At 64.3% G+C, this 20,672-nt stretch carries 18 protein-coding genes; 6 read left to right on the forward strand and 12 right to left on the reverse strand.

Annotated features, from left to right (window positions below):
- Nucleotides 1–7 precede the first annotated feature (7 nt).
- From C8K44_RS10590 to C8K44_RS10600, 3 genes are read left to right on the forward strand one after another with little or no spacing between them, the layout of a single operon-like run.
- A complete protein-coding gene (locus C8K44_RS10590; protein WP_109575759.1) occupies nt 8–847 on the forward strand; it encodes a carbohydrate ABC transporter permease in 840 nt (279 codons plus the stop codon).
- Nucleotides 844–1,908, forward strand: coding sequence for a Gfo/Idh/MocA family oxidoreductase (locus tag C8K44_RS10595; protein WP_109575760.1), 1,065 nt, complete (start codon nt 844–846; stop codon nt 1,906–1,908). Before C8K44_RS10590 ends, C8K44_RS10595 begins: the two co-directional genes overlap by 4 nt.
- Nucleotides 1,909–1,924: 16 nt before the next feature.
- Entirely contained in the window at nt 1,925–2,923 is a 999-nt protein-coding gene (locus C8K44_RS10600) for an ATP-binding cassette domain-containing protein (RefSeq protein ID WP_109575761.1), read from the forward strand.
- 68 nt (nt 2,924–2,991) lie between these two features.
- Here C8K44_RS10600 and C8K44_RS10605 read toward each other — a convergent pair whose 3' ends face one another.
- The gene (locus C8K44_RS10605; protein WP_109575762.1) at nt 2,992–4,728 is read right to left on the reverse strand and encodes a hydantoinase B/oxoprolinase family protein; all 1,737 of its coding nucleotides are present in this window, start codon (nt 4,726–4,728) and stop codon (nt 2,992–2,994) included.
- A gap of 51 nt (nt 4,729–4,779) precedes the next feature.
- Nucleotides 4,780–6,855 carry a hydantoinase/oxoprolinase family protein gene (locus C8K44_RS10610; RefSeq protein WP_109575763.1) on the reverse strand — a complete coding sequence of 692 codons (2,076 nt, stop codon included), beginning with the start codon at nt 6,853–6,855 and terminating at the stop codon, nt 4,780–4,782.
- 184 nt (nt 6,856–7,039) lie between these two features.
- On the opposite strand from C8K44_RS10610, the gene C8K44_RS10615 reads away from it, so the two are divergent.
- On the forward strand, nt 7,040–7,867 hold the full coding sequence (locus tag C8K44_RS10615) for a ferredoxin--NADP reductase (RefSeq protein WP_109575764.1): 828 nt from the start codon (nt 7,040–7,042) through the stop codon (nt 7,865–7,867).
- Between the two features lie 77 nt (nt 7,868–7,944).
- Here C8K44_RS10615 and C8K44_RS10620 read toward each other — a convergent pair whose 3' ends face one another.
- From C8K44_RS10620 to C8K44_RS10645, 6 genes are read right to left on the reverse strand one after another with little or no spacing between them, the layout of a single operon-like run.
- Nucleotides 7,945–8,379 (reverse strand): MarR family transcriptional regulator, encoded by a 435-nt coding sequence (locus tag C8K44_RS10620; RefSeq protein ID WP_109575765.1) that lies wholly within the window; start codon nt 8,377–8,379, stop codon nt 7,945–7,947.
- Entirely contained in the window at nt 8,376–8,960 is a 585-nt protein-coding gene (locus tag C8K44_RS10625) for an amino acid synthesis family protein (protein WP_109575766.1), read from the reverse strand. Before C8K44_RS10625 ends, C8K44_RS10620 begins: the two co-directional genes overlap by 4 nt.
- Nucleotides 8,953–9,834: a UPF0280 family protein gene (locus tag C8K44_RS10630; RefSeq protein WP_109575767.1), complete on the reverse strand. Its 882-nt coding sequence runs from the start codon at nt 9,832–9,834 to the stop codon at nt 8,953–8,955. Before C8K44_RS10630 ends, C8K44_RS10625 begins: the two co-directional genes overlap by 8 nt.
- Nucleotides 9,831–11,366, reverse strand: a complete 1,536-nt coding sequence (locus tag C8K44_RS10635; RefSeq protein ID WP_109575768.1) for a 6-hydroxynicotinate reductase — start codon at nt 11,364–11,366, stop codon at nt 9,831–9,833. Before C8K44_RS10635 ends, C8K44_RS10630 begins: the two co-directional genes overlap by 4 nt.
- On the reverse strand, nt 11,363–14,134 hold the full coding sequence (locus tag C8K44_RS10640) for a molybdopterin-dependent oxidoreductase (protein WP_109575769.1): 2,772 nt from the start codon (nt 14,132–14,134) through the stop codon (nt 11,363–11,365). Before C8K44_RS10640 ends, C8K44_RS10635 begins: the two co-directional genes overlap by 4 nt.
- Nucleotides 14,131–14,988 (reverse strand): xanthine dehydrogenase family protein subunit M, encoded by an 858-nt coding sequence (locus tag C8K44_RS10645; protein ID WP_109575770.1) that lies wholly within the window; start codon nt 14,986–14,988, stop codon nt 14,131–14,133. The genes C8K44_RS10640 and C8K44_RS10645 overlap by 4 nt, the downstream gene beginning before the upstream one ends.
- A 207-nt stretch (nt 14,989–15,195) precedes the next feature.
- Here C8K44_RS10645 and pncA point away from each other — a divergent pair, with 207 nt between their 5' ends.
- Together pncA and C8K44_RS10655 are read left to right on the forward strand one after the other, a co-directional pair.
- Complete coding sequence (pncA, locus tag C8K44_RS10650; protein ID WP_109575771.1) at nt 15,196–15,795, forward strand: bifunctional nicotinamidase/pyrazinamidase; 600 nt, start codon at nt 15,196–15,198, stop codon at nt 15,793–15,795.
- Nucleotides 15,796–15,848: 53 nt separating this feature from the next.
- Nucleotides 15,849–17,276, forward strand: a complete 1,428-nt coding sequence (locus C8K44_RS10655; RefSeq protein ID WP_109575772.1) for a sodium:proton antiporter — start codon at nt 15,849–15,851, stop codon at nt 17,274–17,276.
- Here C8K44_RS10655 and C8K44_RS10660 read toward each other — a convergent pair.
- The 4 genes from C8K44_RS10660 to C8K44_RS10675 are packed head-to-tail and all read right to left on the reverse strand — an operon-like array spanning nt 17,273 to nt 20,554.
- Entirely contained in the window at nt 17,273–17,980 is a 708-nt protein-coding gene (locus C8K44_RS10660; RefSeq protein WP_109575773.1) for an ABC transporter ATP-binding protein, read from the reverse strand. The two genes, C8K44_RS10655 and C8K44_RS10660, sit on opposite strands and share 4 nt — an antisense overlap.
- Nucleotides 17,977–18,714: an ABC transporter ATP-binding protein gene (locus C8K44_RS10665; RefSeq protein ID WP_109575979.1), complete on the reverse strand. Its 738-nt coding sequence runs from the start codon at nt 18,712–18,714 to the stop codon at nt 17,977–17,979. The genes C8K44_RS10660 and C8K44_RS10665 overlap by 4 nt, the downstream gene beginning before the upstream one ends.
- On the reverse strand, nt 18,711–19,676 hold the full coding sequence (locus tag C8K44_RS10670) for a branched-chain amino acid ABC transporter permease (protein ID WP_109575774.1): 966 nt from the start codon (nt 19,674–19,676) through the stop codon (nt 18,711–18,713). The genes C8K44_RS10665 and C8K44_RS10670 overlap by 4 nt, the downstream gene beginning before the upstream one ends.
- Entirely contained in the window at nt 19,673–20,554 is an 882-nt protein-coding gene (locus tag C8K44_RS10675; RefSeq protein WP_109575775.1) for a branched-chain amino acid ABC transporter permease, read from the reverse strand. Before C8K44_RS10675 ends, C8K44_RS10670 begins: the two co-directional genes overlap by 4 nt.
- Nucleotides 20,555–20,672 lie beyond the last annotated feature (118 nt).

The raw sequence follows: 20,672 nt of genomic DNA on the forward strand, positions 1-20,672 counted from the left end.
GGGCGTCATGAGCAAGGCTGCCACATCCCTGCCACGCACCATCGGCGCCCATGCGGTGCTGCTGACCTATACGCTCATCGCGCTGTTTCCGGTGGTCGTGATCGTCGTCAACTCGTTCAAGTCGCGCAACGCCATCTTCCGTTCGCCGCTGTCGCTGCCGACCGCCGAGACCTTCGATCTCATCGGCTACAAGACGGTGATGGCGCAGGGCGACTTCATCCAGTACTTCCAGAACAGCCTGACGGTTACCGTCGCCTCACTGTTCTTCGTCTTGCTGTTCGGAGCCATGGCGGCGTTCGCGCTGTCGGAATACCGCTTCAAGGGCAATACGATGATGGGCCTTTACCTGGCCCTCGGCATCATGATCCCGATCCGCCTCGGCACCGTCGCCATCCTGCAGCTGATGGTGGCGTCGGGGCTGGTCAACACGCTGACGGCACTCGTGCTGGTCTACACCGCGCAGGGCCTGCCGCTCGCCGTCTTCATCTTGTCCGAATTCATGAAACAGGTGTCGGACGACCTGAAGAACGCCGGGCGCATAGATGGGTTGTCCGAATACCGCATCTTTTTCCGCCTCGTCCTGCCACTCGTCCGCCCGGCCATGGCCACGGTCGCCGTCTTCACCATGATCCCGATCTGGAACGATCTGTGGTTCCCGCTGATCCTGGCGCCGTCCGAAGCCACCAAGACCGTCACGCTTGGCGCCCAGGTCTTCATCGGCCAGTTCGTCACCAACTGGAACGCAGTGCTGGCAGCGCTTTCGCTGGCCATCCTGCCGGTGCTGATCCTCTACTTCTTCTTCTCGCGGCAACTGATCCGCGGCATCACTTCCGGAGCAGTCAAGTGACCACTCAAAAGCCCCTTCGCGTCGTCGTCGCCGGCCTCGGCAATATGGGCCGCAGCCACGCGCTCGCCTATCACAACAACCCCGGCTTCGAGATCGCCGCGCTCGTCAACCGTTCGGACGTTGCGCTGCCGGCCGGGATGGAAGGCTACTCCATCCAGCGCTCGTTCGAGGATGCGATCCGCGAGCTCAAGCCGGACGTTGCTTCGATCAACACCTATTCCGACAGCCATGCCGATTATGCCGTCATGGCGCTTGAGGCTGGCTGCCATGTCTTTTTGGAAAAGCCGCTGGCAACCACCGTCGCCGACGCGGAGCGTGTCGTGGCTTGCGCCAAGGCCAATGGCCGCAAGCTTGTCGTCGGCTACATCCTGCGGCATCACCCGTCGTGGATGCGCATGATCGCCGAGGCGCGTGCGCTGGGCGGTCCCTACGTCTTCCGCATGAACCTCAACCAGCAGTCCTCCGGCCACAAGTGGGAGACCCACAAGCAGCTGATGAAGACGACCTCGCCGATCGTCGACTGCGGCGTGCACTATCTCGATGTCATGTGCCAGATCACCGACGCCGATCCTGTCGAAGTGCGCGGCATGGGCCTGCGCATGACCGACGAGATCGACCCGGCGATGTACAATTACGGCCACCTCCAGGTGCTGTTCGCCGATGGTTCGGTCGGCTGGTACGAGGCGGGCTGGGGTCCGATGATGTCGGAGACGGCTTTCTTCGTGAAGGACGTCATTTCGCCCAAGGGCAGCGTCTCGATCGTCGTCAACGAGGCCGCGACCAAGTCGGACGACGTCGATTCCCACACCAAGACCAACATGATCCGCGTGCATCGCGCGGACCTCGGCGCCGACGGCCATTTCCTGCGCGCCGACGAGGACCTGTCTATGAAGGACGAGCCCGGCCACCAGGGGCTTTGCGATCGCGAGCAGGCTTTCGTGCTCAAGGCCATCCGCGAGGATATCGACCTTACCCGTCACATGGATGACGCCGTCAAATCACTGCGCGTGTGCCTGGCAGCGGACGAGAGCGTCCGCACCGGCCTGCCCGTCAAGCTCTAAAGAGAGGGAATAGCCTGTGGGATCTCTCAAGATCGAAAACGTCAAGAAGTCCTTCGGTCCGGTCGACGTGCTCAAGGGCATCGACCTCGACGTCAAGGACGGCGAGTTCGTCGTTTTCGTGGGCCCGTCGGGCTGCGGAAAGTCGACGTTGCTGCGCATCATCGCTGGCCTAGAGGACGCGACGTCGGGCGACGTGCTGATCGACGGGCAAAGGGTCACCAACGCGCCGCCATCCAAGCGCGGCATCGCCATGGTGTTCCAGACCTATGCGCTTTATCCGCACCTCACCGTGCGCGACAATATGAGCCTCGGCCTCAAGCAGGCGGGGACGCCGACCGCCGAGATCGACCAGCGCATCGCCGCGTCCTCGGCCATGCTGTCGCTCGAACCCTACCTCAAGCGCCGCCCGGCCGAACTGTCCGGCGGCCAGCGCCAGCGCGTCGCCATCGGCCGCGCCCTGGTGCGCGAACCAAAACTGTTCCTGTTCGACGAGCCGCTGTCGAACCTCGATGCCGCGCTGCGCGTCAACACGCGTCTTGAGATCGCCCAGTTGCACCACCGTCTCAAGGCGACGATGGTCTACGTCACCCACGACCAGGTCGAGGCGATGACCCTTGCCGACCGCATCGTCGTGCTCAACGCAGGCCGCATCGAGCAGGTCGGTGCGCCGATGGAGCTCTACAACAAGCCGGCTAATCTTTTCGTTGCTGGCTTCATCGGCTCGCCCAAGATGAACTTCATCGACGGTGCCCGCCTTGGCGAAACCGCCAAGACCGTCGGCGTCCGCCCCGAGCATATCCTGGTCAGCGACAAGGCGGGCGCATGGAAGGGCACTGTCATCCACGCCGAGCACCTCGGCGCCGACACCAATGTCTTTTTGGAAACCGAAAAGGCCGGTCTCATCACCATTCGTCTGTTCGGCGAATACCAGACCGGCCCAGGTGCCACGCTCTATGCCACGCCCGACGCGGCACGGACCTACCGGTTCGACGCCGACGGCAAGGCGATGGGATAGGGCTTCACAGTTTCGGCGCCCCTTGCCCCGTCCGCATGGGAAATGGCGAGGGGCGCAGTCCGTAAAGTCTACGCGTCCCGCCGTAGCCGCGCGGTCGCTTCGACGTCCACGCCGGCATCGTCAACGGCCACGCCAAACATCTCCGCCGCCTGCGCGCGCGTATAATAGCCCAGCGCGACGTCGCGCAGCACCAACTCCGGTTCGCGCGAAAGTGCATCGCCGTAGCCGCCGCCGCCCGGCGTGCCGACCAGGACCCGGTCGCCGGCCTTGAGCGGGATATCCTGCTCCTTCGACAAATGCGGCGGTACGTGGGGCTGGCCGTCGCGAAACACCGTGACGACGTTCACTGCGCCGTCCTTGCCGCCCAGCGCGCCCTGCGGGCCGAAGCGGCCATGGTCCATCACGAAGGACGCGCGCGCCTCGCCGCGCAGCAGTTCGATCTCGTAGGCAAGGCCGAAACCGCCGCGGTGCCTGCCTGCTCCGCCAGAGCCTTCGCGCAGCGCATACTGGCGGTAGAGCACGGGATAGGCCTGTTCCATGATCTCGACCGGCGGTGACTTCGAAATGCCGATGGTCGAGCAGCCGTTCGACAGCCCGTCATGGCCGGCATTGCCGCCATAGCCGCCGCCCGAGATCTGGTACATGACATAGTCGCGTCCACGCGACGGGTCGTTGCCGCCGAGCGCGAAATTGCCGCTCGATCCAGCCGGCGCCGCCGTCACGTTTTCTGGGGCCGCCTGCACCATCGCGGCGAAGACAGCCTCGGCGATGCGTTGCGAGACTTCCGCAGCACACCCCGACACCGGCCTTGGATAATGCGCGTCGAGGAATGTGCCCTCGGGGCGCTTGATCAGCAGCGGCTCGAAGGCCCCGGCACTGATCGGCACGTCGGGAAAGATGTGGCGCATGGCGAGATAGACCGACGACAAGGTTGTCGCCAGCACGCTGTTCATCGGCCCGACGCAAGGTTTCGACGAGCTGGCGAAGTCGAAGGTGAGGGTTTCGCCTGTCTTTTCGATCGAGAGCGCAATCGTCAACGGCGCGTCGACCACGCCGTCCGAATCGACGAATGCCTTCGATTGATAGGTGCCGTCGGGCAAGGCAGAGATATGCGCCCGCATCTGCTCCGCCGCCCGCCGACGCAGTTCTGCGATCGCGGTGATAACGGTTTCGTCTCCGTAACGATCCAGGATCTGGAAAAGCCTGTCTTGCCCGACATGGAGTGCCGCCGCCTGCGCACGGATGTCGCCGATGCGTTGGTCGGCCACTCGGATGTTGGAGCAGATGATGGCGTAGATCTCGGGATCCATCACGCCCTTCTTGAACAGCTTGACCGGCGGCAGGCGCAGGCCTTCCTGCTCCACCGCCGTAGCCGACGCGGAGAAGCCTCCCGGCACCGAACCGCCGATGTCGGGCCAATGGCCGGTGTTCGACAGCCAGCAAAAGATCTTGCCCTTACGCCAAACCGGCATGGCGAAACGCACATCCATCAGATGCGTGCCCCCGAGATAGGGGTCGTTGACGATGTAGATGTCGCCTTCCTCAGGCGGCAGGCAGCGTCCATCCGATATCATCTCGATGATCGTTTTCGTCGAATGTTGCATCACGCCGACAAACACCGGCAGCCCCTGCGAGCCTTGCGCGATCAGCGCGCCGTCGATGGCGGAGTAGATGCCATCGGAGCGGTCATTGGCCTCGGCGATGACAGGCGAGAACGCCGCGCGCGAAAATGCCAGGTCCATCTCGTCGCAGGTCTGCTGCAGCGCCGCCTGGATGACAGAAAGGGTGATGGCGTCAAGGCTCATGGCGTGGCCTCGCGGGGTGTTGGCGGGAGCCTCGCTTGGGGTACTGCCGTTTCATCCGGTACCCCCAACCTCGACGATAATATTCCCATCCCGGTCCGAATGCGCCCGGTCGCCCGGCTCCAGCACAGCCGTCGCGTCCATCTGTTCGAGAATCGCCGGGCCTTCGATCTCGGCATTGAGTGGCAGCTTGTCCCTGAGATAGACCGGCGTGTCGCGCCAGTTGCCGTCGAACCAAACCGGCCGCGTCTGGCGCAGCGCTTCCGCCAGCGTCGGCGCCCTGCCTGCGGGGTCGATCAGCCGGCTGAGGTCGATGTCGGGGCGCACGCCTGTCACCGAGGTGTTGAGATTGACGAGGTTGGCGCGGATTTCAGGCAGATCGACCTTGAAGCGGGCGAAATAGGCCTTTTCGAACAGCCCCTGCAGCGTTGCGCGGTCAACCTCGGGCGAAGGCAGCGGCACGTTGATGATGTGTGTTTGCCCGACAAACTGCATGTCGGCGGAGTGGCTGACACGGATGCTCTTGGGCCTGATTGCCTCCTTGGCGATCAGTGCCTCGCCATCCGCCCGATGACGTGCCAGCACATCGCGGACGCGGTCTTCATCGAGCATCGCCACTGGCTGGTTGACCGTGTTGACGAAGTCATGGCGCAGATCGGCGACGACGCAGCCGAGCGCGTTGGTGATTCCTGGCCTCGCGGGCACCAGAACGCGCGGCAGCCCGAGTTCGCGGGCCAGCGCCGAGGCGTGCAGCGGTCCGGCGCCACCGAAGGCAAACAAGGTGAAATCGCGCGGATCATGGCCACGCGACACCGACACCATGCGGATGGCCCCTGCCATCCTGATGTTGCCGAGCCGGAGCACAGCACCAGCGGCGGCCGTGCCGTCGAGCCCGATTGCCTTGCCGATACTGTTTTCGAAGATCTTTCGTACTGCCTCGACCGTCACCGGATTGTCGACGGCGAGCAGCTTCTTTGGGTCGAGCCGCCCGAGCACCAGATTGGCGTCGGTGATCGTCGGCTCACTGCCGCCACGGCCGTAGCAGATCGGTCCGGGATTGGCCCCGGCACTGTCGGGTCCGACCTGGATCAGCCCGGAGGCATCGACGCGCGCGATCGAGCCGCCGCCGGCACCGACGGTGTGCACCGCGACCATCGGCACATGGATAGGCATCGCATATTCGATCTCGATCTCGTTCGACACCGCCGGCTCGGCATTGAGGATCAGCGCGACATCGGTCGAGGTGCCGCCCATGTCATAGGTGACGAGGTTCTCGAAACCGGCGCGCCGGCCGGTATAGGCGGCGGCGATGACACCCGAGGCCGGGCCCGACATCACCGTCTTGGCTGCCTCGCGGGTGACGAAACGCGCCGAGATCATGCCGCCATTGCCGTTCATGATCAGGAAGTCGCGTGCGTAACCGCGCGTCGCGAGCTCCTGGCGCAACCGCGCAATATAGCGTTCCAGGATGGGCTGGACCGCGGCGTTGACCGAAGCGGTTACCCCGCGTTCGAATTCGCGCGCTTCCGAAAGCAGGGAATGCCCTGTCGTGATGTGGCCGTTCGGCCAGAGTTCACGGGCGATTTCGGCCGCGCGCCGCTCATGGGTGGGATTTGCATAGGAATGCAGGAAATGGATGACCAAGGCTTCGCAGCCCGCATCGATCAACTCACGCACCGAAGCACGCATGCCGTCCTCGTCGAGCGCTTCGCGCACCCGTCCCGAGGCTTCGACGCGTTCGGAGACTTCCAGCCTGAGATTGCGCGGAATGACCGGCACGAACACGCCGGTCATGCCATAGGGCTGGGGCCGCGTGCGCCTGCCGAGTTCGATCACGTCGCGAAAGCCGCGCGTGGTGATCATGCCGGTTATCGCCAGCCTGCGCTCCAGCACGGCATTGGTGGTGGTTGTCGTGCCATGGACGATGAGGTCGATGCCGGCGATGGGAAAGCCGGTTTCGGCGAGCGCGGCGATCACGCCATGTGCCTGGTTCTCGATCGTCGTCGGCGTCTTGGCGATGTGGATCGCCCCGCCATCCGCACCGTCGACCAGCAGCAGGTCGGTGAAGGTCCCGCCCACGTCGATGCCCGCCACGACATTTCCCGCCATTGCGGGAATTTTCTCGTCCATGGACTAATCCCGAAAAGCCCGGACTACGATCATGTACCAGTTTAGAAAGGCGTTTTAGGCCACAATCTTGACGTTGAGATCATTTGTATACTAATTAATAGGCTGAACAAGGCTCCACATTTTGCCTGTATTTCCGCAGCGCGCCGGTGAAAAAGCCGCCCGCGCATGGCGAGAGGTTTGATCGATGAACACCGCAGCAGCGCTGAAGACGGTCGACGCAAAGCCGCTTCAGTTCCCCATCCCTGCCAATGTCTACGCCGAAACGGTGGTTTCGGTGAAGCATTACACCGATCGCCTGTTTGCCTTCCGCATCACCCGGCCGCAGTCGCTGCGCTTCCGCTCGGGCGAATTCGTCATGATCGGCCTGCCCAATGCAGAAAAGCCGGTCTTCCGCGCCTATTCGGTGGCGAGCCCATCCTGGGATGACGAGCTTGAGTTTTTCTCGATCAAGGTGCCCGATGGTCCGCTGACCTCGGAGCTGCAGAAGATCCAGCCCGGCGATACCGTGCTGATGCGCCAGAAGTCGACCGGCACGCTGGTTCTCGACGCGCTGACCCCGGGCAAGCGCCTGTTCATGATCTCGACCGGCACCGGCATAGCGCCCTTCGCCAGCCTGCTGCGCGACCCCGACACCTATGAGCGTTTCGAGCAGGTCGTGCTGACCCACACCTGCCGCGACGTCGCCGAGCTCGCTTACGGCCAGGAACTGGTCGCCAATCTCGAAAGCGACCCGCTGATCGGGGAGCTGACGCATGGCCGCGTCACGCTCTACAATTCGACGACACGCGAAACCTCCGAGTGCATGGGCCGTATCACCGCGCTCATCTCGTCGGGCAAGTTCTATTCCGATCTCGGTATCGAAAAGCTCGATCCTGAAACCGACCGCATCATGATCTGCGGCTCGATGCACATGCTCAAGGACGTCAAGGAACTGGCTGAAAGCCTCGGCTTCGTCGAGGGCTCGCTCAGCGAGCCGGGCACTTTCGTCGTCGAGCGCGCTTTCGTCGGCTGACATGGTGCCTGATGATGCCGGATCGCTTGCCGATCCGGCCCTTTGGGCAAATTTCCCCACCGCCTTGCCGCCCACTATCAGCTGATCTTCGCCAGGAGTTCCAGCAGCGCCGCTGCATCCCTGGCCGATAGAGGCGACAGCGTTTCTTCGGTGATCGTTTGTGCTAGCGGCACAAGCTCCTGAACCACGCGCTGGCCCTCGTCGGTCAGGCGCACCATCAAGCGCCGCTTGTCGGCTTCATGCTTGGCGAGCTGCACCAGGCCGCGTGCATGGAGGCGGTCTATCACGCCCTTGACGGTCGCGGCATCCATGGCGATCAGTGCGCCCAGCTGGTTCTGCGATGTTTCGCCGACGTCATGCAGCTTGGCTAGGGCCGCGAATTGCGGCGGCGTCAGGTCGCCGATGTGGGCGGCGAAAATCGCGACATGGCGCTGATGCGCCTTGCGCAGGATGAAGCCGATCTGCTCCTGCAAATGGTAGCCTGCGGGGGGCAACACGCTGCCCGGGCTCATCGCAGGCCATCCCAGGCCTTGATGTCAGCGGTCCTCAACCCACCCATGCGATCGTGGACACGCGGCCCACAGGTCATGACGAGTGCGAACACGATCTCGTCCGGTCGTGGCCCATCGGGCACGCCGACTTCCATGGCGTCGAAATGGCTGCGCACGTAAGCGGCGTTGACATGTCCGATCGGCACGTCGAGCCGCGCCCCGAATGCGCCCACCTTCTTGGCCGAAGGCACGATCGCCTTGGCTTCGCCGAGCCTCTCGCGCATCGCGTAGCCGCCGGGCACATGCCACAGGGCGCCGTGTTCGAGCTCGCCCGCTGAGCCGACAATCGCGCCCTTGCCATAGCCGTCAATGGCTTTCGTGTCGCCGCCGAGCGCCGCGATGAGCCGGTCGGAAAGCATCAGTCCGAGCGGCTTCAAATCTTCCATCGCGCTTTGCAGGTCTTCGACATAGCGGCCGGCGAAGGGGTTCTTGACCACGGCCAATGCCGCCGCGCGTCGTCGAGGCACGTCATTTGCCGGGCCGCCGTCATGGAAAATCTCTTCGACCGTCACTGCGATCTTGCGGATCGGAAATTCAGGCATGGATCGGAATCCCCCTCGTCGAAACCTCAGATATGGGTACAAACGGCTTGCCGCTGACGCGGTGTGCGCCAGCAAGAAACAGGGCGGCGGAGTGAATCGACCCCTGCCAGCGAAACGTATCGGCGACTTTCAGCCCGGCATCGAGCGCCGCATTGATTTCAATCGGGGAGAGCGCGCCGACATCCGTCGTCACCTCCCTGCCTTCGAGGTCGCTGTCGGGGGCCAGTTCGCACGCCGGCCTGCGCCGGATTGCCGGGTGCCCGGGCAGGTCGACGGCGTTGGCGATCAGCGTTGCTGCTGCATCCGCCGCCGCCCCGCTCGTCGCCAGAACGGTGACCGCGTCTGCGATGCCCAGCGAAAAACTGCGTCCGCGCCAACCGCTGGTGGCGATGCCGCGCACAGGGTCTTCAGCGCGTATCGTCAGGCGGTCGGCGAAGCCATGATCTGTCCCGGTGATCGCAACTGAAATCCGCTCGCCACCGGCGATGTGAAGCGCGATGTCGCCGCCATTGTTGATGTAGGCACGCTTGAGCCTGCGCCCAGAGACCGTCGCCGCCATCATTTCGTCGGCGACAGAGCCGGCGACTGCCGCCATCGGCGTGATGAAGTCCAGCGCCAGCGGTGCGACGGCAGCCTCCATGCGTCGTGCGGTCGGACCCGCAAACAGCCTCGCCGTGCCGGAAGCAGGCCGGCGCAGCTCCGTCAATTCGACGACCAGTTCGCCAAGAATGGTCTGGAAGCGCTCGGCGGCCTGCTGGTAGGCAAGATCTACCTCGCGCTGCTCGCCGAATGCCTCGACGATCAGGTCGATCGGGCCGTGATTGAAGTGCAGGCGCCGCTTGTCCGGCAGCCAGCGGATCTCCGGGCCATTCATGGCGAACCGCCTGTCGCGGCCCGGCGCAACTGCGCGAGCGGCGGCCAGGGGTTGGCTGTCCCCGCTGGTCCTGTCGCCCGTTCGTTGAAATACTCGCCGCCGCGCTTGAGCACGTCGTCGATGCTCCGGATTTCGGCTTCGTAGCCGCCAAGTGCCAGATAGTCGTCGCGGCGCAGGGTGAATTCGATTGGCGCCACCAGCGCCGGCGTCGGCACATAGCCGAAAGCGTTGTCGGGTACGCGGGTCACGTCGACCATAAGCGTGATGCCGCCACCCGGCCAGACATAGACCGGCGCGCCGCCAACGGTCACATAGGTTCTCAGGCCTTGCACCGAGCGCGTCAGGTTGACCGGATTTTCCGTTACGCCGGCTCGCAAGCTGCCACCGGCGCCGCCGACAAACAGAACCGTACACAAAGCCGGCTCACAATTGTCCTCGATCAGTCCTACCGACTTTCGCAGCCGCTCCGGAAATAGCTTTGCCACGGGCTGCAGCGCCTCGTCGAGCTCGTAGTAGCCGAACTGCTCGCCGGTGGTTGAAACCATCAGCAGGCTGAGACCGGGCCGTGCGCCTTTCCTGGCGTTCCATTCCCCGAGGATGTCGAGCGGGTCGGAGATGCTCGTGCCGCCCCATCCCAACCCCGGCTCCGACACCTTGAAATAGCGGCCCGGCGTCGAGCGCCGGCCAAGGATTTTTATCCCGGTGTCTTCCCAGCCCAGGACCTTGCCAGCCTGGTGTTCGGAAACGACGCCGGTGATATGATCGTCGACCACGACCACCTCGTCGACAAGCCCGCGCCATTGCCGCGCGAACATGCCGATGGTCGCCGAACCGCAGCCGACGCGCATCCGCTGCTCGAGCGTGCCGTCGATGACGGGCGGTTTGCCGGCCTCGACGATGACAGCCGCGCCGCCGTCGATGGTCAATTCCACCGGCTTGCGGTTGCACAGGTTCAGCATCGTGTCGCAGGTCACCCGGCCTTCCGATTTTGACCCGCCCGTCAGGTGATGCACGCCGCCCAGCGACAGCATCTGCGAGCCATATTCGCCCGTCGTCACATGGCCGACCGCCTCGCCCCCGGCACGCACCGTTGCTGTTTCGGGGCCGAGATGGCGGTCGGTGTCGATCTTCACCTTGACGCCGCAGTAGGAGAAGATGCCCTCCGTCACCACCGTGACGAGATCGACGCCCTCGACCTCCTGGCTGACGATGAAGGGGGCCGGCTTGTAGTCGGGATAGGTGGTGCCGGCGCCGATGGCGGTGACGAAGCGCTGCCCGGTGCTGAGGAGTTCGCCATCCCAGGCCGCGCCTTCGAACGGCACGACGTCATGGCCGCTTTCGACCGCATAGTCGAGCACCCGCACCGGGTCGCAGCGCACGATCCTGCCGCCGAAATTGCCGTATCGGTCGCAGGCGCCGGTGCGCCCGTCGGCGATGTAGCACATCACCGGGCAGGCATCGCAGCGCAGCTTTTCTCCCGCCTCCTTGTCGCCGGCTTCGTGGGTTTCGAAACGTTCGGACAGTTCGTTCATGGCAACGACCCCGCCGCGCGGATCGCCGCGAGTATGCGCGACGGTGTAGCCGGAACCTTGGTCACCAGAACACCCGTGGCGTGGCGGATGGCGTTGAGGATGGCGGGTGCCGTCGGGATCAGCACATGCTCGCCCAAACCCTTGGCGCCAAAGGGTCCTTCCGGGTCCGGAACTTCCACCAGGATGGTCTCTATGGGCGGTACGTCACCTATCGTCGGGATCAGATAGTCGTGCAGGTTTTCCGTCCGGCCGGTGATGTATTCCTCCATCAGCGCCATACCGATGCCCTGGGCTATGCCGCCCTCGATCTGGCCCTCGGCAAGCAGCGGGTTGATCGCGCGGCCAACGTCATGTGCCGCGGTGATCTTGACCAACTTTACAGTGCCCAGTGCCAGATCGACATCAAGCTCAGCGATCTGCGCGCCATAGCCATATACGGCGTAGGGCTTGCCCTGGCCCTTGGCGTCGAGCGGCGCGGTCGGCGGGTCGTAGCTCTCCTGCGCCGAAAAAACGAGACCGTCGCCATCGGCCGCAAGCCGGGCGAGGTTGATGCGGCGGCGCTCGCCGCCCTCATTCACCAGCAGCAAGGCGTTTTCCAACTGCAGCGATGCTTGAGGCGAGACGTTGGCAAAGCGGAGGATTTGTTGGCGCAGTTCTCGCGCTGCCTTTTCGGCTGCCTTGCCCGAGACATAGGTCTGGCGCGAGGCCGATGTCTTGCCGGCATCGGGCGTGATCGCGGTGTCGGCGCCCTTCAGTTCGAAATCACCGAGCGCAAGGCCAAGCGCGTCGGCGGCAATCTGGGCGATCACCGTGTTCGCGCCCTGACCGATGTCGACGGCACCCTGATGCAGAACGACCTTGCCAACAGGCGAAATGCCCAGCTTGATCGTCGAAGGATTGGGCAGTGAGGTATTGCCGCAACCATACCAGCACGAGGCGATGCCGATGCCGCGCTTTGTGCCATGGCTGGTTGCGTTCAACCTTTCCGCATCCGCCAGCGCGCGTGCCCAATGCGGGGTCAATGCCTGAAGGCATTCCGCAATGCCAACGCCCGCCTCAAGACGGTGCCCCGTCACTGTTTCGGAGCCGTTCCGAAGCGCATTCTTCAAGCGAAGCTGCAGGCGGTCGATGCCGAGCTGGTTGGCGAGATCGTCAAAAAGCGTTTCCTGCATCAGTGTCGCTTGCGGCACGCCGAAGCCGCGAAAGGCACCCGACACCGGTCCATTGGTGTGGATGGCGCGCGCGGTGGCCCGATAATGCGGCGTGACGTATGGACCCGAGGCATGCACCGGCACGCGGTTGGCCACGGTCGGCCCGAAGCTGGCATAGGCGCCGGTATTGAACTCGCCGGAAAACACCATGCCGAGGACCGTGCCGTCGGTATCGGCCCCGATGGTAGCTCGCATCGACGCCGGATGGCGCTTGGTGGTTGACGCCATCGATTCGTTGCGGCTGTAGGCGAGGGCCGCCTGGCGACCGGTCTTGAGCGCGACGAGTCCGATCAGCGGCTGCAGCGACAGATCGATCTTGGAGCCGAAACCGCCGCCGGTTGCAGTCGGCAGGATACGCACCTTTTCCGGTGGGAGCCCTAGCACACGTGCCGTGTCGTCGCGGTCCAGATGCGGCGCTTGAGTGCAGGCAACAACCGTCAGCGTGTCGCCGGCGACGAATGCGTAGCCGGCTTCCGGTTCGATGTAGGCGTGCTCGACATAGGAGGTCTCGATGCTGCCTGATACGACGCAGGCGGCATTTTCCAGCGCTGCCTCCGGCTCACCGCGTTCGACCAATCCGCGCACCAACACGTTGCCTGGCCGGCTGGCGTGGATCGCTTCCGCTGCGAGCGCCTCCTCTGGATCCATCGTGGCCGGAAGTTCGCGCCATCGCACCGGAAACCTGGACAGATCAATTTGGCGCGCGGCCCAGTTCTCGCACGCCACCAGCGCTATCGCCTCGCCGCGAAACCGCGTCGTACCCTCTGCCAGCGCCGGTTGGTCGGCGAAGGGCGGGATCACGCCAAAGCTGTTGATGCCGGGAATGTCGCTGGCGGTAAAGACGCCGGCGACGCCGGCGTTGTCGGCAACATAGGTGTCGAGATCTCCGAACGAGAACTCCGCGTGGTGATGAGGCGAGCGGATGACCAGCACCACAAGGGCATCTTCGGGAAATGAATCGGCGCCGAATTTCTCCTCACCCGTGACCTTTGGCACGCCGTCGAGCCTGACGGGGGAGGCGCCGACGGCGTGGCCAGGAGGTGGGAGGCGGAAGTCGAGGGAAGCCGCACTTCCGTCCAAATGAGGCGCCAGGTACCGATGCGCCTCCATAACGGCCTGAGCGATCTTGCGGTAGCCGGTGCAGCGGCACAAGATCCCGCCCAGCGCGTCCTGCACGTCGTCTTCGCCTGGCCGTGCATTGCGTTCCAGAAGGGCCGTCGCCGTCACCAGCAGGCCTGGCGTGCAGATGCCGCATTGGGCCGCGCCATGCGCCAGGAACGATGCCTGCAGAGCGGACAGGCCGCCGTGGCTGAGCCCCTCCACGGTGCGCACCGAAGCACCTTCCACCGAGGCGGCCGGCAGCAGGCAGGCGCAGACAGGCTCGCCGTCGAGCAATACGGTACAGGCACCGCAGTCGCCGGCATCGCAACCCACCTTGGTGCCGGTAAGCCGCAAATCCTCGCGCAGGATGGACGACAGCCGCCGCATGGGTGCCGCCGACACCGACACCGGCGCGCCGTTGACAGTGAAACTGATCGGCGCGCGGTCGGTTTTCATGCGGCCTCCCGTTTCTGCGATCCGCCGGCCGCCTGACGCAGAGCGCGCATAACGATCTCGCGCGCCGCCACGCGCCGATATTCGGCACTGCCGCGCACATCGTCGATGGGCGACAACTCGTCGAGCGAGGCGTCGGCAACGATCTCCGAGATGGCGTCGAACGATTGCCCGACAAGTGCTGTTTCCAGTTCCCGAAGCCGTTGCGCGACCGCCGAGCACGAACCCACGGCGATCGCGGCTCCGGTAATCCGTTGGTCGGGAGCGAGCACGATCCGCGCAGCCGCCATGGCGATCGAGATGACAAGATAGCGCCGCGCGCCGAGTTTGACGAAGGCTGAATGTCCTGCAACCGAAGCTTTGGGGACGTGAAGTGCCGTGAGCAACTCGTCCTGGCGCAGCCGCGTCTTGCGGTTGCCGGTGATGAATTGGCCAAGCGGCAGGATCCGCAGTCCGTGCCGCGACCTCAGTTCCACCTCCGCATCGAGGATCAGCAGGGGCGGAACGCCGTCCGCCGCGGGCGAAGCATTGCAGATATTGCCGGCCACGGACGCCATGTTCTGGATCTGGACAGAGCCGATTTCGCGCGCTGCCTGCTTCAGAGCGTCGAAGGCCCGTGGCAGCGGTGCTTTTAGCACCTCCGTCCAGCTTGTGCGCGCGCCGATGATGAAATGGCGGTCGCTTTCGGTAACACCACGCAGCTCGGCCACGCCATTGATGTCGAGCACGTCCTCCAGAAGCGGGCGGTTGCCGAGGGCGGGGTAAAAATCGGTGGCACCAGCCAGAATTCGCCACGCCCCCTCGCTGAGCAGCGCGAGCGCTTCGTCGAGTGTTTTGGGTTTCGCGTAACGGGTCACGCAATGCCTCCCGGCTCGTCGCCGGACAAAATCATTCGCATGCAAATGATAGACCGCTGCGGCCTTTTGTCAAAGCCCGGTTTGCATGGGCGCGCGCCCCGGAGACGGCCGACTTTCCAAGTTGAAGGTTGACGCAAGCCGGCATCTGGCCGAATTTCGGCGTCCGCCGCTATCGCGGCTCGACTGGCACCAATTGATGGAGGCTCCATGGCCGCGGACGCGCTCATCGTCATCGACCTGCAGAACGACTTTTGCCCGGGCGGTGCGCTTGCCGTGACGGGCGGCGACGAGATCATTCCGCTGGTCAACGACCTTATCCGCAACACCGAGCATGTCCTGCTGACCCAGGATTGGCACCCCGCTGGCCATGCCAGCTTCGCCTCGAGCCATCAGGGCAGGCAGCCATTCGAAAGCATCGACATGCCCTATGGCGCCCAGACGCTGTGGCCCGATCACTGCATCCAGGGCAGCCGCGGCGCTGACTTCAATTCCGGCCTCGCCTGGGCCAAGGCCGAGCTCGTGGTGCGCAAGGGCTTTCGCAGCGGCATCGACAGCTATTCGGCCTTCTTCGAGAACGACCGCCTCACGCCGACCGGCCTTGCCGGCTATCTGCGCGAGCGCGGAATCGGTCAGATTACCCTTGTCGGCCTCGCCACCGATTATTGCGTTGCCTATTCGGCGCTCGATGCGGTCGAACATGGCTTTGCCACCACCGTTAGGCTCGACGGATGCCGTGCCATCGACCTGGGCGGTTCGCTCGAAACAATGATCGGCAAGATGCGCGACGCAGGCGTGACGCTCGTCTGAACCGCGAGCAAGTTTGGAATGACCGGCCCAATGGCCGGTGCAGAGGGGACGGAATGAATTTCTCGCGTTTTGCGGCAGTGCCTGTGGCGCTGGCGGGTGTGGTGTTGAGTGCTGGTTCGGCCCTTGCCGCCGAGGAAGGTTTGCCAGGGGCAGCCATGTCGTTGTGGTGGGCGCTGCCCTTCGCCGGCTTGCTGCTCTCCATCGCCACCGGTCCGCTGCTTTATCCGCATGTGTGGGAACATCATTACGGCAAGATCTCGGCCGTCTGGGCCGTGATGGTCATCGTGCCGATGGCGCTGTTCTATGGCCCCGGCATCACGACAGAGGCGGTGCTGCACACGCTCCTGCTCGAATACATGTCGTTCATCATATTGTTGTTCGGGCTGTTCACCATTGCCGGCGGCGTGCTGGTGGCGGGCAACATCCAGGGCACGCCTTTGGTGAATGCCGGACTGTTGCTCATCGGTGCGCTGCTCGCATCTGTCGTGGGCACCACCGGCGCCTCGATGATCATGATCCGCCCGGTCATCCGGGCCAACGACAATCGCCGCTTCAACGCCCATGTCGTCGTTTTCTTCATTTTCCTTGTATCCAACATTGGCGGTGCGTTGACGCCACTCGGCGACCCCCCGCTGTTTGTCGGCTTCCTGCGCGGTGTCGATTTCTTCTGGACCACCGCCCATCTCTGGCGCGAGACGCTGGTCGTCGGAGGCATCGTGCTTGCCGCTTTCCTGGCGGTCGACTGGTATTTCCACAGCCGCGAGCAGGGCCAGCCCAAGATCAAGGACCCGACGCCGCATTCGAAGGTGCGCATTCGCGGCCTCGCCAACATCGCCCTTCTGGCTGGTGTCATCGCTGCCATCTTGTTGTCGGCATCGTGGAAACCGGGCATCGCTTTCACCATCCAGGGCGTAGCGGTCGAGCTGCAGAACCTCGTCCGCGACGCCGTCATCCTGGTGCTTGCCTTTGTCTCGCTGGCCGTTACCCGCAAGGAGTATCGCGCCGCCAACGGTTTTTCCTGGGGGCCGATTCTCGAAGTGGCCAAGCTGTTCGCTGCGATTTTCATCTGCATCGTGCCGGTGATCGCCATCCTGCGCGCCGGGCTTGATGGTGCATTTGCACCATTGGTGTCATTGGTCACGACACCTTCAGGCAGTCCCAACGACCTCGCCTATTTCTGGCTCACCGGCGCACTTTCGTCGTTTCTCGACAACGCGCCGACCTATCTGGTGTTCTTCGAGCTGGCAGGCGGCGATCCCAAGGTGCTGATGACGACACTGGGCAGCACGCTGGCGGCGATCTCGGCGGGTGCTGTGTTCATGGGTGCCAACACCTATATCGGCAACGCACCCAACTTCATGGTCTACGCGATCGCGCGCGAGCGTGGCGTCAACATGCCCGGCTTCTTCGGCTACATGCTGTGGTCCGGATCTGTGCTGATCCCGACCTTCCTGATCGCCGGATTCGTCTTCTTCGGCTAACCGACGCCAACATAACGGCGCACGAGTGCCGGATCGTCCCGCAGCCGCGCGACGTCGACCGTCTCGCGGTTGCGGCCGTTTTCGATGAAGGCGACGCGGTCGGCCACGGGCAAGACCGCGTCGACGCGCTGCTCGACCAGGATGGTCGAAACCCCGCGCTCGCGCAGCGCGGCCACTGTCTCGCGTATCCTGGCGATCATCGATGGCATCAGGCCTTCGGTCGGCTCGTCGAGCAAAAGCACGTCAGGTTCCAGGCACAGCGCACGCGCCATCGCCAGCATCTGCTGCTCCCCGCCCGACAGCGTGCCGGAACGCTGCTTCAGCCGGTCGCGCAGCAGCGGGAAGAGGTCGAGCACGGCCTCGCGCACCGCGTTGCCCTTGTTGCGCGCCATCAGGCCGATCTCGATGTTTTCGGCGACCGTCAGTTCGGCAAACAGCCGCCGCCCTTGCGGCACATAGGCGACGCCCGCCTTGGGTACTTCATGCGCAGGCAGGCTTGTCAGTTCGCGCTCGCCGAGCCTTATGGAGCCCGCGCGTGCCGGCACCAATCCCATGATCGCCTTCAGAGTCGTCGTCTTGCCGGCACCGTTGCGGCCGAGCAGGCACAGAACTTCGCCCTTGTTCAGCTCAAGGTCGAGGCCGTGCAGCACTTGCACCTCGCCATAGAAGCAGTCGAGCCCGCTGATCGTCAGCGCTGCGCTCATGCTTGTGCCTCCGGCGTGGTGCCGAGGTAAGCGTCCTGGACAGCCGCGTTGCCCCTGATTTCAGCGGGCGCGCCTTCGGCCAAGATCTTGCCTGCATTGAACACGGTGATGCGCTGGGCGAGCTCCATCACCACCTGCATGTTGTGCTCGATCAAAAGCACGGTTGCGTCCTTGGCGATCTCGCGCACCAGCGCGACGAAATTCTCGATCTCGCCGTCCGACAGCCCCTGTGTCGGCTCGTCGAGGATCAAGAGCCGCGGCTTGAGCGCCAGCCCCATCGCCACTTCGAGCAGGCGCTGGTGACCATAGGCCAGAGTGCCGGCCTGTTCGTTGGCACGATTGGAAAGTCCGACGCGCTCCAGCGCTTCCATGGCACCATGCCGCACCGCGCCGCGTGAGCGCCCGTCAGTCAGCGTGCGCTGGACGGGCAGCGCCACATTGTCATAGGCGGAGAGATTGGCGAAGACGCTGGTAATCTGGAAGGTGTAGGCAATGCCGCGCCGTACCCTCATGTGGGCCGGCATTGCGGTGATGTCCTCGCCGCTGAAGGTGATCGTTCCGGCGTCCGGCGCGTAGCGGCCGCAAACGAGGCTGACGAAGGTCGTCTTGCCGGCGCCGTTGGGGCCGATGACGGCGCGGATTTCACCCGTTTCAAGCGCAAATTCGACATCGTCGACTGCACGCAGGCCGCCGAAGCGGCGCGACAGTCCCCTGGTGGTCAAAAGCGCCGTCATGGCAGCCACCCGACCCAGCGTTCGCGCACCGTTCCAAGCACGCCCTTGCGGAAAAAGAGCACGAGCAGGATAAGAACCGCGCCGACAACCAGCATGTAGGCCGAGGTGTAGCCGCTGGCGATGTCGATGACATAATACATGAACAGCGTGCCGATCAGCGGCCCGAGCGTGGTCGCGGCACCGCCGAGCAGCACCCACAACAGCGGCAGTATGGAATACTGCACGGAGGCGAAGGTCGAGCCGACATAGCCGAACAAAAGCGCATAGGCAGCACCCGCCGCAGCACAGATGACGCCCGATGTGACCACCGCCGCCAGTTTGTTGGCGAAGGTGTCGTAGCCGAGCATTCTTGTCCGCTCCTCGTTCTCGCGGATGGCAACGAGCACGCGGCCGTGGCGTGAGCGGACGAGGGCGACGGAGGCCAGCAACACGATTGCAAACAGTGCGACGGCCAACAGGTAACGCGTGGCAGGGCTTGTCAGGTCGAGTGTTTGCGCGCCAAGCGTAACCTGCCGCGCCTGCTGTTGCAGCACCAGCCCCTCGTCGCCGCGCGTCCACTCGCCGAAATAAAGCGTGGTGAGATAAAACACCTGGGCAAACATCATGGTCACGATCATGAAGGCAACGCCTGAGGTGCGCAGCGCCAGAAGCCCGATGATCAGCGACGCGACGAACCCCGCCGCGATGCCCGCGCCAAAGGCCGCCGGCACGCCCCAGCCGAGATGATAGAGCGGCAGTCCGGCACCGTAGAGCCCTGCCGCGAAGAACATGGCGTGGCCGAGGCTCAAGAGGCCCGCATAGCCAAAAAGCACGTTGTAGCCCATGGCGAAGACTGCGAGCACGAGCACGCGGGCGAGGACGCCGTGGTGATATTCGGGAAGTGCGAAATTGAGCCCGACCAGCAGTGCAACGACCGCCACGTGCAACGCATAGACCTTCGCCGTTGGACCTTCCCAGTTCATTTCGTTGCCGTTCCAAACAAGCCCTGCGGTCGAAACACCAGCACCAGGGCAACGACAAGCGTGGCGATGATCTTGGCCAGGGTCGGGGAGAAAAACACCGAGATGATGCCGTCCGACACGCCGATCAGCAGGGCGGCGACCACCGTGCCGCGAAGCGAGCCCAGCCCGCCGATGATGACGACGATGAAGGACAACAGCAGCGGGTCGAGGCCCATGAGGTAGTGGGCCTGCTGGATCGGCACGATCAGCACGGCGGCGACCGCCGCGAGCATCGCACCGAGGGCGAATACAGCACCGTAGACGCGCCCGACCGGTATGCCGAAGGCTAGGGCTGTCTCGCGGTCATACTGCGTTGCCCGCATGACGAGCCCGATCCTGGTGCGGGTCAGCACGAACCATGTGGCCAGCAGGAGGAGTGCCGAGGCCGCGATGATCGACAGCTTGTAGCCGGAATAGCCGAACCAGGGCAGCTGGATACGGTAGCTGAAGGGCGGCGCCACCGGCCGCGCCTCGGGTCCGTAGAAGGTCAGCGCCAGCTGCTGGATGATGTAGAGCAGGCCGATGGTGGCAACGATGGTGGCTTCGGGATTGTATTCGAGCCGGCGCAGCACCAGCCGTTCGGCGATCCAGGCGATGCCACCGACGATCAGCGGCGACAGCACCAGCGCAACCGCGAAGCCGAGCGCCGGGTGGCCGGTGAGCGTGATCGTGATCGCCCATGCCAGCACCGCGCCCAGCATGAAGAACTCGCCATGGGCGACATTGACGATGCGCATGACGCCGAACACCAGCGACAGGCCGAGCGCCGTCAGCGCCAGCACCGCCGAGGTGACCAGGCCCTCGAGCGTGGCAAGCAGGAGGTGGGGGAAAAAGGCCATTCAGGTGTCGATTGTCCGGCAACAGTAGCGCTGCCCCTTGCCCTCTCCCCGCAAAGACGGGGCGAGGGGTACGTGAACGTTGCAGCAGCGCCCCTTCTCCCCGTTTTTACGGGGAGAA

The sequence above is a fragment of the Aminobacter sp. AP02 genome (assembly GCF_003148805.1).
In the GTDB taxonomy this organism is placed as follows: Bacteria; Pseudomonadota; Alphaproteobacteria; order Rhizobiales; family Rhizobiaceae; genus Aminobacter.